This window comes from Brachyspira catarrhinii (assembly GCF_005518285.1).
In the GTDB taxonomy this organism is placed as follows: domain Bacteria; phylum Spirochaetota; class Brachyspiria; order Brachyspirales; family Brachyspiraceae; genus Brachyspira; species Brachyspira catarrhinii.
The window spans coordinates 1-15,484 of the sequence record NZ_SJDU01000013.1; the positions used below are offsets into that span (position 1 = coordinate 1).

The 15,484-nt window shown below is 32.7% G+C and carries 9 protein-coding genes and 1 pseudogene; 8 read left to right on the plus strand and 2 right to left on the minus strand.

Annotation, left to right across the window (positions count from 1 at the left end):
- Together EZH24_RS15490 and EZH24_RS01085 are read right to left on the minus strand one after the other, a co-directional pair.
- Nucleotides 1-96 (minus strand): annotated as a pseudogene (locus EZH24_RS15490) (Rpn family recombination-promoting nuclease/putative transposase); the annotation flags it as partial.
- Between the two features lie 87 nt (nt 97-183).
- Nucleotides 184-3,225: a tetratricopeptide repeat protein gene (locus EZH24_RS01085; RefSeq protein ID WP_137997290.1), complete on the minus strand. Its 3,042-nt coding sequence runs from the start codon at nt 3,223-3,225 to the stop codon at nt 184-186.
- 465 nt (nt 3,226-3,690) lie between these two features.
- Here EZH24_RS01085 and EZH24_RS01090 point away from each other — a divergent pair, with 465 nt between their 5' ends.
- The 8 genes from EZH24_RS01090 to EZH24_RS01125 all read left to right on the plus strand — a co-directional run bounded on the left by EZH24_RS01090 (nt 3,691) and on the right by EZH24_RS01125 (nt 15,397).
- Nucleotides 3,691-5,028, plus strand: a complete 1,338-nt coding sequence (locus tag EZH24_RS01090) for a TolC family protein (RefSeq protein WP_419670424.1) — start codon at nt 3,691-3,693, stop codon at nt 5,026-5,028.
- A gap of 38 nt (nt 5,029-5,066) precedes the next feature.
- Complete coding sequence (locus EZH24_RS01095; RefSeq protein ID WP_137997292.1) at nt 5,067-6,401, plus strand: efflux RND transporter periplasmic adaptor subunit; 1,335 nt, start codon at nt 5,067-5,069, stop codon at nt 6,399-6,401.
- A 50-nt stretch (nt 6,402-6,451) separates the two neighbouring features.
- Complete coding sequence (locus EZH24_RS01100; RefSeq protein ID WP_137997293.1) at nt 6,452-9,595, plus strand: efflux RND transporter permease subunit; 3,144 nt, start codon at nt 6,452-6,454, stop codon at nt 9,593-9,595.
- 178 nt (nt 9,596-9,773) lie between these two features.
- Entirely contained in the window at nt 9,774-10,694 is a 921-nt protein-coding gene (locus EZH24_RS01105; RefSeq protein ID WP_137997294.1) for an ABC transporter permease, read from the plus strand.
- A gap of 44 nt (nt 10,695-10,738) precedes the next feature.
- Nucleotides 10,739-11,719 carry an ABC transporter permease gene (locus tag EZH24_RS01110; protein WP_137997295.1) on the plus strand — a complete coding sequence of 327 codons (981 nt, stop codon included), beginning with the start codon at nt 10,739-10,741 and terminating at the stop codon, nt 11,717-11,719.
- A gap of 21 nt (nt 11,720-11,740) precedes the next feature.
- Complete coding sequence (locus EZH24_RS01115) at nt 11,741-12,724, plus strand: ABC transporter ATP-binding protein (RefSeq protein ID WP_137997296.1); 984 nt, start codon at nt 11,741-11,743, stop codon at nt 12,722-12,724.
- Between the two features lie 50 nt (nt 12,725-12,774).
- Nucleotides 12,775-13,749 carry an ABC transporter ATP-binding protein gene (locus EZH24_RS01120; RefSeq protein ID WP_137997297.1) on the plus strand — a complete coding sequence of 325 codons (975 nt, stop codon included), beginning with the start codon at nt 12,775-12,777 and terminating at the stop codon, nt 13,747-13,749.
- A 31-nt stretch (nt 13,750-13,780) separates the two neighbouring features.
- Nucleotides 13,781-15,397, plus strand: a complete 1,617-nt coding sequence (locus EZH24_RS01125; RefSeq protein ID WP_137997298.1) for a hypothetical protein — start codon at nt 13,781-13,783, stop codon at nt 15,395-15,397.
- Nucleotides 15,398-15,484: the final 87 nt, after the last annotated feature.

A 15,484-nucleotide genomic window follows, 5' to 3' on the forward strand; every position in this document is an offset into this window, starting at 1 on the left:
ATTTATAAAGTCGAGCAAAACTTTTTCGCCTCCCTTGTCGGTAAAGAAATACCGAATGAAAAAATCGTTAAGCGCGTTAAAAGGTTTTTTATTCATAATAATATTATAACAGAATAATTTTATTTGTCAAAATATTCAATAATAATTTATATTGCATATTTTTTCATTTGCCACTACCCTACTCTATTTTTGTATATGCAAATTTTCAATATCCAAATCAGAATTTAAATTATCAAGATTATTTTTAGCCGTTTCATTGCCCGCGTTTATTTTCAAAGCTTTTTCAAACGATTTTTTAGCTTCCTCGATTTTATTAATATTTGCCAAAACAACGCCGTAATTGTTCAATATAGAACTGTCGTTAATTACTACAATTGCGGGCGAATTGTCAATATCGACTCCCAACTCTTTCAAAAGATAATCGTTCTTGGAATTAATCTCAACGCCTTTATTAAAATCAATTCCTCTTTCAAAAGAATGAAAAGCGTTATAATAATCTTTCAAAAACAGATAAGAATTGCCGAGAAAACGCCAAGTTTCAAAATCGCCATCGCATAATAGAGACGATTTCAAAAGATTTTCCGAAGCTTCTTTATATTTTTCGATTGAATAATATGACATCCCGAGCCATTTATAATTAATCGAACTATTTTGATTAATTTCAACCGCTTTTGATAAATATTCTATCGCCTTGTCAAAATCGCATGTTTTATAATAAGTATTTCCCAGCCAATAATAATGATTGTCGTTTTCGGGATTTAATTCGATGGTTTTGTTAAACGATTCAATCGATTCTTTATACTGTCCGCTTTTGTTATATGAAATGCCGAGCCAATACCAATTGCCGACATCCTCGGAATTTAATTCGTTGGCTTTAAGCAAGGCTTCAATCGACTTTTCAAATTGTCCGTTTTTATTGTAAGAAATTCCAAGCCATTGCCAATTAAGATGATTTGAATTGTTTAATTCTACAGCTTTCAAAAAATTCTCTGCCGATTCTTTATATTGATTATTTTCAAAATAAGCTTTACCTAATAAAAAATAATTCGTAAAATCTTCCGTAGAATTTTTAGCGTCTATTTCAATTGCTTTAACTAAAGAATTTATCGCATCTTCATAATTTCCAATTTGTAGATAAGAACCGCCCAACCACTGCCAATTTTTACTATCGTTTGGGTTTAATTCGATTGCCTTTAATAAAGATTCTACGGCTTTTTCATGTTGATTGCTTTCATAATAAGAACAGCCGAGCCATTGCCAAATTTTGCTATCGTCAGGGTTTAATTCTACAGCTTTTAGTAAATATTTTATAGCTTCTTCATATTTTCCGATTTCAAAATAGGAATAACCAACGCCTCCCAAATTTTCAGGGTTATTAATATCAAAACCGATATTTTTTAATAATTCCTCAATATATTTTTTATATTCTTCGTTTTCGTTTAATATCATAGCCCTTAAAAAAGCTTTCACGCCGTTTTGAAATTGTTTCGTTTCAAAGAAAATACTTCCCAAAAGTTGCCAATTAAGATAATTATTTTTGTTTATTTCAATAGCTTTAGAACATAGATTTATAGAATTTTCATATTCCCCAATTTGAAGATACGAATTTCCAATTTCTCTTAATAAATATTCTATATCGTATTTAACTTTTTCATTTGGATTTAATTCTAAAGATTTAAATAAAGATTCCACAGCTTGTTTATATTGAAAACTTTCATAATAAGAAGCTCCCAACCAAAACCAAGCCACAAAATCATTGGATTTTAATTTTATCGATTTTAATAAATTTTCTATCGCCTCTTTATACTCTTTATTTTTACAATAAGAAATTCCAAGCCAACCAAAATAATTATATTCGTTTTTATTTAATTCAATCGCTTTTATAAAACATTTTATAGCGTCCGCATGCCGTTTGTCTTTATTATATAAATGTCCTGCAACATCATAAATTTTCTCTTCACTTATATTAAATAACGATTTGAGAGTTTCTTTATATTCGTTATTAGAATTAAATTCTATAGCTTCGACATAACATTTAATTGCATGCTCAAATTGTTTATTTTTATGATACGACATAATTAACCAATACCAATTACTATCGTCTTCTTTATTTAGTTCTAACGCTCTTTTAAGAGCTTTTATAGCATGTTTATATTGTCCGATTTCGTAATATGCGTTTCCTAACCAATTATAATTAGGATAATAATCAGAATTTAATTCTATAGATTTAAAAAAACTTTTTATAGCTTCTCTATACTCGCCAATTTCGGTATAATTGCAACCGAGCCAATGCCAATTAAGATAATTATTTTTGTTTATTTCAATCGCTTTTAATAACGATTCTATGGCTTTATCGTATTGATTATTTTTAAAATATGATATTCCTAACGAATTCCAATTTTTTACGCTATCAACATAAAAATCTATATCGCTTAATAATGATTTTGTATATTCTTTAATATTATTATTTAATTCAAAAGACTTTAGTAAAAATTCTATTACATCCTCTTTATAGTATTCTTTTTTATCGCTATCGTTATATAAATTTTTTAAAATATCTAAATTAATATCTGGAAACTTTAATTCTATATTTCTTGTAAACGCCTCTATAGATTTTTTATATTCCATAGTGTAAAAGTAAGAAATTCCTAATCCATACCAACTATTTTCAGAATTATGATTTAATTTAATTGACTTTAATAGAGAATTTATAGCTTCTATATGTTGTCCATTTAAAGCGTAAGAACTTCCTAACCAATGATAATTAAGTTCATCGTTAGGATTCAATTCGATAGCTTTTAATAATGCTTCTATTGATTTTTTATATTGTCCGATTTTATTATATGAATGTCCTAACCAGTGCCAATTAAGAAAATCATTGGGTTTTAATTCTATGGCTTTTTTAAGTGTTTTTATAGCTTCTCTGTATTGCTTATTATCGTCATATAAACAACCCAACCAATATAAATTCTTTGCATTATTTGGTTCTAATTTTACCGCTTTTTTAAAAGATTTTATAGATTTTTTATATTCTTTATTCTCATAATATGAACGTCCTAAATAATATAAACACTCCGCATTATTAGGATTTAATTTAAGAAATTGAGAAAGTATTTTTATAGCTTCTTTATATTCTTTATTTTTACAATGAACCTTGCCAATATAAAGTAAATTATGTTTTTTATTATTAGCTTTATTAATTTTATTTTTATTAGTTTTTGGCATTTTATCACCTCGAGGTTTTACTATTTTTTATTATAATATATTTTATATCTTAATTGCAAGCGCAAAATTTTGTAGATTGATAAAGTAAAGTTGCGGTTATAAACTTTTCTGTAATTAATAAATATTTTTTGAAACTTATATAAATGTAGAATTAGTATTATTTTAACTATTAATTTTTCTAATTTAAGTAAAAATTATTAAAATTTAGTGTAAAAATATTTGATATACAATTAAAAGTATGATAAAATAAAAATATAAAGACAATAAATAAAAATTAGAGTATGAAACTTTTTTTAAAGTTATTCGTCTAATATATGAAATAAGAAAAAATTATATTGATATTTTTAATTTGAAGTTTATAATCTTTCTCTATTAATAAAAATTATAAACTATCCTTAAACTAAAAAAATAAAATTAACGGAGTTTATTGTGAAATTTATTTTATTTTTGTTTCTAATTTTGAATATGGTTTTATATTCTCAAGATATTGAAGAAAACACAAACGAAACTAATCAAGATGTAGAAAATAATGAAAATACGAATAATATTAAAGTTCGTCTAAATTTGGAAGACGCCTTGAAAATAGCTTCCGATAACGATAAAACTTTGAAAATGGCGGAATACGATGTAAAAATCGCTCAAGCTCAAAAAGACGGTTCGTTTTCCGATTTATTTTTGCCTTCTCTTACTGTAAGCGGAAGTCTTAATTTGGGCGAAACGGATGCATGGAGCGACAATAGAAATTTAGCTTTGACTAATTGGGGCGACACTTTAAGCGCGAGAGCCACATTGTCAAAAACGCTTTTTGCGGGATTTAGAAATTGGAATACCGATAAAGCGAACGAAGTAAATTTGAAAATGAAAAAAGAAGCTTATTACGATAATGTAAAAAATGTAGATTTGAATACAAAACTTGCATTTTACAACACCTTTATCGCTCAGGAAAATTATAGAGTTTATTTGCAATCGCAATTAAATTATAGCAATAGAATGAATTATAATTATATTCAATATAGAAACGGGCAAGTTTCGGAATACGAATATTTGAATTCGAGAGTTCAATACGAAAATACAAAACCCCAAGTTATAAATTTAAGCAATCAATATCAAAGTTTGAAATTGACTTTTATCAGACAAATTGGACTTACCAATGTTGCGGACGAAGTGGAACTTATGGGAAATATTTTGGACGCTACGAATATAACGGTTCCCGATATGGCTTACGATGATTTGCTTACTATTATAATGAATAATAATATCGAATTAAGCAATATGGAAAATAATTTGCAAATGCTCGAATATAATAAAAAAGTTGCAAAAAGCTATTTGTGGCCCACTCTAACGGGAAGCGCATCGGTCGGAGTAAGCACTGGAAATAAATTGAGAAATAATATGGGCAAAAACGGTCAATTTAATTGGGGAGTCGATTTTACTTTAAGTTATAATTTGGATTCTCTTCTTCCTTTTTCTTCTACGGCAAAATCGGCGGAACAGATAGATTTGAGCATAAAGCAAATGGAAGTGAATTATAATCAACTGCGCGACACAATAGAAGTGAGCAGCAGAGATTTAATTTCAACCGCTCGCTCTCAATCTGAAAATTTACAATCGCAGGCGGAAAATGCGAGAACGGCGGCATACGCTTTACAGATGGCGGAAAGGCAGTATAGAGGCGGAAGTATTTCGATGCTCGAAGTTAATGACGCGGAAATAAATTATTTGAACGCGCAACTTTCGTATTTGCAAGCTATTTACGAATATTTATCAAGTTCTCTTCAAGTTCTTAAACTTTTGGGAATTTAGATTTGAATATATGTTAAAAAACTAGGAGATTAAAAATTATGAATTTAAAAATTGGTAAGGAAAATAAAAAAAATAAAATCGGTTTTGCTTTTTTAATTTTATTAATATCGTTTATATCATGTAATAAGCAAGAAAATTTACAAAGAAAAGAAAATCCGATAAGCGTTTTGGTTGCCGCTCCTATAAAACAGAATCTAAACGAATATTTGGATTTGTCGGCGGAAATTAAGGCGATTAAAGAGGTGGAAATATCTTCCGATGTTCCGGGAAAAATAGCGAATATACTTAAATACGAGGGAAGTTTCGTTAGAAAAGGAGAAACTATAGCCTTAATAGACAGATTCGTCATAGGTGCAAATTACGCTTATGCTCCCGCAAGAACTCCAATCGCTGGATATGTCACCACTACCTATATGGCTGTAGGCGCATCAATTGCAGCTTCCACTCCAATCGCAAATGTGGCGGATATTAGTCAGTTGGAAGTCGAGATACAAGTTCCAGAAAGGTCAATTACGGGAGTAGAATTAGGACAAACGGTATATATAAGAGTTCCATCCTCTCCAAATAAAGAAATCGAAGCTAAAATAACGAAAAGAGATTATGCCGTCAATCCTTCCACAAGAACTTTAATGGTTAAGGCTTTGATAGACAATAAGGACAGTTTGCTTTTGCCCGGCATGTTTTCGGATGTTTCAATATTGTTAAATTCTGCGGATAATGTATTCGTTATTCCAAACAGTTCGGTATTCAGCGATGATACGGGTAAAAATTATATATTTGTCGTAAAAGAAGACAGCGCCGTTCCAAGAGACGGAAATATTAGCGATAATGCCGATTCGCAATATAGAGCTTATACGAGAGAAGTAAATATATTATTCACCTCAAAAGATAAAGTGGCTTTAAGTAGCGGACTCGAAGAGGGAGAGGAAGTCGTTATGTTCGGAAGAGAATTTTTAAAAGACGGCTCGCTTATTAATAGAATAGAAAACGACCCGACTATTTTGGAATATATAACTCCGACAGCGGATAGCATAGCCGAAAATACGATAAACAATACTAATAATTTGACCGCGACTAATAATATTACGATTTCTACAGCAAATACGAATAATAGAATAAGTAGCGGAACGGTAAGGCAGACAAATTTAAGACCTATAAATACAAATCAAGTAAGAACTAACGCTATTCAAACTCCGCTTATTCAAAACACGAATAATAATTTAACTACAAATAATAATTTAACTACAAACACAAATGCGGTTAATAATTCCAATTCGCCGAAAACGGAAATAATGGAAGGAACGAATACAAATAATATAAATACTAATAACGCCAATAATGAAAGTAATGAAATTTATTCGGTAGGCGGTTAATAGTTTGGGTTTAAGGTTTATATTTAAGAGAATTACAGGAGAAATAATTAATGAGAAGTTTTATTGAATTAGTAGTAAAGAAACCAGTCGCCGTTTGTATGGGAATATTAGCCGTAGTCATTTTGGGAGCGGTAAGTTTACTTAGGCTGCCAGTCGACTTTTTGCCCGATATGGAACTTCCTTATATAAGCGTGAGAACGACTTACGATAACGCGGGTCCCGAAGAGGTTGAAAAATCGGTTACAAGATTGATTGAAAGCGCGGTTTCTGGAATAAATAATGTAAAAACCATCACATCTTCTTCTCAAGAGGAAATGTCGAGCGTTTTTATAGAATTTAATTGGGGAAGCGATTTGGCAAGCGCAACAGCCGATATTAGAGAAGCTCTCGATAGAATAAGAAGCTCTTTACCTGACGATGCCGATAGTCCCGCGGTTTATAAGTTTTCCACCGACAGTATTCCCGTTATGGCTATAGCTTTTTACGGAACGGAAAATTTATCCGCTTTATACGATTTGGTAGACAATCAAATATTAAACAGAATAAAGCAAGTCGGCGGAGTCGCGATGGCTGAAATTTGGGGAGGACTTAAAACTCAAATAAAAGTCGATGTCGATATGAATAGACTTCAAGCTTACGGACTCGATATTAATACGATTGTGTCCACGCTTGCTCGCGAAAATCAAAACTTGGCGGGAGGACAAACTTACGAAGGAGTTTATAAATATACTTTAAGAACAACGGGAGAATTTAAAACGGTAAGCGATATTGGAACGGTTGTTGTAGCCTTAAAAGAAAATAATACTCCTATAAGATTGAGAGAGATAGCGAATATTTACGAAGGCTACGATGAGGATATGGATATAATCAAAGTGAACGGAACGCCCGCGGTCTCTGTTTCTATAAATAAAGAATCGGGAGCGAATACGGTTGGAGTTTCCGATTCGATAAAAAAACAGCTTGACAATTTGAATTTGCCAGAAGGAATAAAATACGAAATTATTTTCAATACCGCCGATACGGTTAATGATTCGATTGCGGGAGTATTGGAAGCCGCTTGGCAGGGCGGACTTTTTGCCGTAATAATTCTTATGATTTATTTATGGAAAGTTAGAACCGTATTGATAATCGCAATATCGATTCCAATGTCTATAATTGTGACTTTTACTTTAATGTATTTTATGGATATTACTTTGAATATAGTTTCGCTTTCTGGACTCGTTTTGGGAATAGGAATGATGGTAGACAATTCGATAGTCGTTTTGGAAAATATATTTTTCTATAGAAATAGCGGATACGGAAAATATTCCGCCGCAATAGACGGAACATATACGGTAGCGCTCGCAATATCGGCGTCAACTCTAACTACAATAGCCGTGTTCTTGCCTTTCTTATTCGTAGAAGGAATGACGGGACAGATGTTTAGAGATTTATGTATAACGGTTACGGTTTCTTTGCTCGCTTCTTTGGCTGTCGCTTTGACAATAGTCCCTATGCTTGGAGCGAGGCTTATAACGAGTAAAAAATCAAAAAGATTAGCGCCGTTTGAAGATTTTTTCAATAAATATTTTCATTCAAAAGTTAATCTTATTTATGAAAAATTACTTACTTATTCGGTTCGTCATAAAAATAGAGTTTTAATCCCAGCCATAAGCATAGTATTGGCAATTATAGCTATAGGACTTATATTTATAGGTAAGGAAGGTTTTCCAGAAGCGGATGAAGGACAATTTAGAGCGAATGTTAGAATGCCTGTGGGAACGAGAATGGAGCAGACGGGTTCTTTCATTGATAGAATGGAAAACGATATTAAAGAAATAGTTGGCGAAGATATGGAAAGAATACAGACGAGAGTTCGCTACGGTTCTTCGGCAAATAGAGGAGAGTTGAGAGTTCGATTAAGAGATAAAGAAGAAGGAAGAAAAACGGAAACGGAAGAATATGTCGAACTTGTTAGAAACAGACTTTCAAGCTATCCCGCTCAAATCAATGTAGACGCTATAAGCACGACTATGGGCGGAGGCGGAGGAAGCGATTCGAGTGGAATCGATATTGAAATAATCGGAGAAGATTTGGAGAGAGCGGGAGATTTGGCGAATAATATTATAGCGGCTTTAAGCGATGTTCAAGGCTTGAGAGATATTCGCTTACGAAGAGACGATTCGAGCCCAGAGCTTAATATATCTATTAATAGAGATTTGGCTTCAAAAATGGGATTAAATATCAGCACGGTTGCCAATTCGATTAAAACGAGTTTCGGAGGCACTACGGCGACAAGAATGACTCCAGAAGGTTCGGCAAATACGGATATAGATGTTCAAGTTCAATTAAACGAAAGAGACAGAATAAATATTGACGATGTTAGAAGAATGCTTATTCCGACTTCGGCGGGCATGGTTCCAGTGTCTTCGATTGCGAGCATAGATAAAACTTTCGGACCTACGGTAATAGACAGAAAAGACGACAGCAGAATAACTACGGTAACGGCTTCTGGATACGGACGCCCTATGAATCAGATTATGGCGGATGTTCAATCGGCTATCAATACAAAAGTATATATACCCGCGGGATTTTCTATAAATTATTCGGGCGATTACGAGGATATGCAAGAAGCTTTCGGACAACTTTTACAGGCGGTAATTTTGGCTTTGGTTTTGGTTTACGCGGTTATGGCAACTCAATTCGAATCGTATATCGCGCCTTTCGTTATAGCTTTGGCGATTCCTTTCGGTTTTGCTGGTTCTCTTATTTTACTTTTCATAGGAGGCGAAACTTTAAGCGTTTATAGCGGAATAGGAATAATAGTTTTAATCGGAGTTGTCGTAAATAACGGAATAGTTTTAATCGATTATATGAATCAATTAATGCAAGAGAAAAAAATAAACGGAGACGAATCGGCTTTAATTGCTGGACCGAGAAGATTGCGCCCCGTTTTAATGACTTCTTTAACCACAATATTGGGACTTCTTCCTATGGCTATGAGTAGCGGAAGCGGAAACGAAATGTATAGACCTTTGGCTTTGGCTTTACTCGGCGGACTTACGATTTCTACAATGTTTACTTTGGTTATAGTTCCTACCGTTTATGCGGCTATAAGAAATAGAATTCCGTTAAAAGATTATACGGCTAAAGATATTGAAAGTATCGAAAAAAACGACAATATTGAAGATGCTTTGGGAACTACGGAAAAATAAATTTATTATAATAAATTAAAAATATTATTATATAAAATATTATTTTCATTAATAACTAAAATAAATAATTCAGATAGTAATCTTTATATAATTTAAAGATTACTATTTGAAAAAATTAAAAATCTATTATATAATTTAACCTCGATAAAACATAAACAAAAAACAGGAGTAATAATTTATGCTCGATTATGTTATAAGAAGATTATTAGTATCCGTTTTGACTCTATTCGTTATAGTGACGATAACTTTCTTTTTGATGCATACCGTCCCAGGCGGACCTTTCGTTGGGGAAAAACCTTTGAGTCAAGTCGCTTTGGATAATTTGAATAGAAAATACGGACTCGACAAACCTTTAATAGTGCAATACGGAAATTATCTTAAAAACGCTATTAAAGGAGATTTGGGAACTTCGCTTACAAAAATTGGGCAATCGGTTTCTGGAACTATAAAGAGAGCTTTTCCCGTTTCGTTTAGACTCGGAATTTTCAGTATGTTTATATCCACTACAATAGGAGTTTTATTCGGAATAATCGCAGCTTTAAGACATGGAAAAACTATAGACAGAGTAGTAATGGTTGCCGCGACTTTGGGAATCGCCGTTCCAAGTTTCGTTGTCGCCACAGTTTCTATTATTATATTTTCCGTTCAATTAAGGCTTCTTCCCGCTTACGGTTTCGATTCTTTTGCTCAATATATAATGCCGGGATTCGCTTTAAGTTTTAGTTCTTTAAGTTTTATGGCAAGATTAATGAGAAGTTCGATGCTCGATGTGATTCATCAAGATTATATTAAAACGGCGAGAGCAAAGGGAGTTAGAAGAGGATTTATAATATTCAAACATGCCTTAAGAAACGCTATTATACCGATTGTCACTTATATCGGACCGTTATCTGCGGGAATACTCACGGGTTCTTTTGTTGTTGAAAAAATATTTAATATTCCGGGCTTGGGAAGATATTTTGTAGAAAGTATCACTCAAAGAGATTATCCTACTATACTTGGAGTGACAATATTTTACGGAGCGTTTTTAATCGCTATGAATTTTTTAGTCGATTTGTCTTACGGAATAATAGACCCGAGAATCAAGATACAGGAATAATTGATTTTAAGGTTTTAAAATTTTAATTTTAGAAGGTAATAAAAATGGAAATATTGGATAAATCTTTATTTGAAAAAGCTACCGAAGAAGAAAAAGCGGCGGCGGAAGTTCAAAGAGAAAGCGTAACCTATTGGCAGGACGCTTATAGAAGATTCAAAAAAAATAAAGTTGCCTTGATTTCTATAATAATAATCGGAGTCATAGCCGTTTTGTCAATCTTCATTCCTATTTTTTCGGAATACGGATACGCTCAAATAAACAGAGGAGTAGAAAACAGTTTGCCGACTTTTGAACATCCATTTGGAACGGACACTTTGGGAAGAGATTTGCTCGTCAGATGCATGATAGGAGCGAGAATCTCTCTTTTAATCGGGATAGTTTCGGCTACATTAGTCGTTATAATCGGAATAGTTTACGGTTCGGTTTCGGGTTATTTCGGCGGAATGCTCGACAATATTATGATGCGGATAGTCGACATAATAAGCGCCGTTCCTACCCTATTGGTTGTAGTTTTGCTTTCGGTTGTCCTAAAAGCTCCGATGGACAGATTATTTTTACAAAACGAATCTTTAAGGGCAATCGGACTTTTGGGACCTGGTTTATTCAGCATATTTATAGTAATTTCTTTGTTATATTGGACGAATATGGCAAGAATGACGAGAGGGCAGATTTTGGCTTTGAAAGGACAGGAATTTATAACGGCGGCGAGGGCTTTGGGAACTCCCCACAGAAGAATAATATTTAAACATTTGATTCCAAACGCTATGGGAGCGATTATAGTTTCGGCTATGGTTCAAATTCCTAACGCGATATTTGTAGAAGCGTTTTTAAGTTTTTTGGGACTCGGAGTAAGCGCGCCTATGGTTTCGCTCGGCTCTCTCACTTCAAACGCCGTAAGCGGAGTTTATTCGTATCCTTATCAATTATTGTTTCCAGCGGCTTTGATTAGCGTTATAATTTTATGTTTTAATTTGGCGGGAGACGGTTTGAGGGACGCTTTGGACCCAAGAATGAAGAATAGATAATTTATAAACGAAGGTAATTAAATGAGCGATAATTTAAATAGTTTGCTTGAAGTTAAAAATTTAAGCGTGTCTTTTTTTACTCCATCGGGAGAGGTTAAAGCGGTTAATAATATATCTTATAAACTCGATAAATCAAAAGTATTGGGAATTGTCGGAGAATCTGGCTCTGGGAAAAGCGTTTCGGCGTATTCTATAATGGGACTCATAGACGAGCCTGGAAAAATCACAAACGGCGAGATATTATTCGAGGGAAAAGACTTAATAAATCTTTCGGAACATGAAAAAAGAAAAATCAGAGGAGATAAAATTTCGATGATATTTCAAGACCCAATGACATGCCTAAATCCCGTATATACTATAGGCAATCAATTAATGGAAGCTTTGACTACTCATCAAAAAATTAGCAAAACTGCCGCGGTAAATAGAATCGAAGAACTTTTAACTTTAGTTGGAATAAACGAGCCTAAAAGAAGAATGCGACAATATCCTCATGAACTTTCGGGAGGAATGCGTCAGAGAGTTATGATAGCGATGGCTTTGGCGGGCGACCCTCAAATACTTATAGCGGACGAACCGACTACGGCTCTCGATGTTACAATTCAAGCGCAGATACTCGAACTTATAAAAGATATACAGAAAAAAATTCAAATGGCTGTTATTTTGATTACGCATGATTTTGGAATTGTGGCGGATATGGCGGACGATATTATAGTCATGTATGGAGGCGGAATAGTAGAGAGAGGAACGGTTTTCGATATTTTCGAGCGTCCGAAACATCCTTATACTTTGGGACTTTTGAAATCGCTTCCGAGAATAGATATTAAGCAGGATAGATTGATTCCAATTGAAGGAACGCCGATAGATTTACTAAACATGAAAGCGGGATGTCCTTTCAGCACGAGATGCGAGGAATGCATGAAAGTTTGCATCGACAATAAACCTCCTATAGTTCAATTTGAGGAAGGGCATTTTTCGGCATGCTGGCTTCATCAAATGCCAAAATAAAAAATGTAAAAATTAAATTAAAATAATGAAAAAATAAAAGCGAGTATTTAATGGAAAATTTAACAAAACCTTTAATAGAAGTTCAAGACTTGAAACAGCATTTTAAGATAAAGGGCGGACTCTTCGGCAGAGCTACTCAAACCGTAAAAGCCGTTGACGGAGTTTCGTTTAATATATACAGAGGAGAAACTTTCGGATTGGTTGGAGAATCGGGAAGCGGTAAAACGACTTTGGGAAGAACATTGCTTCATCTTTACAATCCAACGAGCGGAAAAATATTTTTTGACGGAGAAGAAATAAGTAAAGAAAATTATAGAAATTACGCTAAAAAAATGCAAATAATTTTTCAAGACCCTTACGCCTCTTTGAATCCTCGAATGACGGTTGAAGATATAATCGGAGAAGCTTTGGATGTTCATAAATTATATTCCACCAAAAAAGAAAGAAGAGACAAAATAATAGAACTTCTTAAACTTGTGGGATTAAACGCGGAGCAAGCGCAGAGATATCCGCATGAATTTTCTGGAGGACAGAGACAGAGAATAGGAATAGCGAGAGCTTTGGCGGTTAGCCCAGAATTTATAGTTTGCGATGAACCCGTTTCGGCGTTGGATGTTTCAATTCAAGCGCAGATTATAAATATGCTTTACGATATGCAGCAGGAAATGAAATTGACTTATCTTTTTATAGCGCATGATTTGGCGGTTGTTCGTCAGTTGTCTAAAAGAATAGCCGTTATGTATTTGGGAAATGTCGTGGAACTTACCGACAGCGAGTCTCTATATACTCATTCGCTTCATCCTTATACGCAGTCTTTGATTTCGGCGATTCCGATTTCAGAACCTTCGGTTGCGAAAACTAAACAAAGAATAATACTTTCGGGCGAGATACCCTCCCCTATCAATCCGCCTTCTGGATGCAAATTCAGAACGAGATGTCCAAAAGCGGAATCTATATGTTCCGAAAAAGTTCCAGAGTTTAGAGAAATTGAATCGGGACATTTTTGCGCCTGCCATTTGGTTTGATTATTAAAATATTATTAAAAGAGGATAAACTATGAAAATAGATAAATATATAACAATTCCAATTTTACTTATAATATTTACAATAGTAGCAAATTTATTTTTAGATTATTACATTATACCGAAAAGATATGTGAGAATAGACCAATCTCAACATTTTTACGATATGAAGAAATGGTATGAAAGCGGAAAATTGCCGACAACGAGCGCAAGATTTATTGCAAGTCAAGTGGTTAATGACGAGTTTACCACTCCGAGAGTTCCTGGGGGGGGGTATTATATACTTTATACTTTATTTTATAAAATGGCAAACGAAAGTTTATTAGGAGCAAAGATTATTAATCTTATTTTTAATTTAATAATCATATCTATATTTCTTTTTTGGTTTTATAAAAAATTTGGATTATTAATAACCTCGATTATCGCTCCTTTAATTTTATGCAACGGCTATTTTGTTATGGCGACTACGGATTTTTGGAATCCTAACTTAACTTTGATTTTTAGCTTTCTCTTTTTTATATTTTTATTCGAATATATAGGTTCTGAAAACGAAAATATTATAAAACTTTCCGCCGTTATGATTTTCCCAATACTTGCGATAATGGCGCAAGGACATTTTGTAACTTTTTTTTCTATGATTCCTACGATTATTGTTTATTTGATTATTAAGTTTAAACGTTCGATAAAATATATTATGTTTTGGATATTTGGAGTTTTTATTTCATTTTTGGAATATTTGCCTTATATAATTTCGGAGTTAAAAAACGGGTTTAATAATACGAATATGATTTTTTCCGTTCGCTCTGGGCTTTCTACTTTGCCTTTTCCTCAAATGCATGCAATATTTTTATTTCCGACAAACGAGATGTCCGTATTTTATGGAAATAGTATATACGGTTCTATTAATTTTTGGCTTCAATATCCGTTTATGATATTAGGATTATTATTTTTATTTGCAAGTATTATATTTTCTTTTTACTGCCTAATAAGGGTTTTTTATTTTGTTTTTAATAGAAAATACGAACCTAAATCAAATATTGAAAAAACTATAATAGAGATGCTAAAAATATTTTTAATTTTTATACCGACTACGATAATTGTTAATATACTCGCTCGCTCAAAACCCGGAACATTTCATTATTTATATTCCGCATTTTCTCTTTCATATTTGCCAATTATATTATTTTTATTTCAGAAAAAAGATAAATTTATTTTGAATAAAAAATTTTTCTATATATTTTTTGCATGCATATTTATAAATATTTTTGTAATGACATTGCAACTTACGACTTATACTAAAAATTATGAAGTCCCAAGAAATGTTGAAGGCATGAAAACTGTAGCAAAAACTTTAATAGAATATTCAAAAGGCGAAGAGTTAAGCGTTATAGGTTTGTATGCAGACGATAATTATATGTATAGAGATATTGCGATAGCCTACTTTCCAGATATGGTTTGGAATCAAAATAATAATTCCACAAATTTATATTTAATTTTAGACAGAATAGGGACTTTATCGAGACCTAAATATGCCGTTTCAAATTATATGGAATATCTAAATAAAAACGCTACTTTGCTTGGAGATAACGGAACTTTATTTGTTTATAAATATCATGGCGAAGAGCCTTTGGAAATGCCAAAAAAGAAGTAATATTATTATATATAAAATGACGCATCAAAGTTATAAGTATAGGCGAATATACGATATTTAAATTCCAAATAAAAAATTTATAAGATA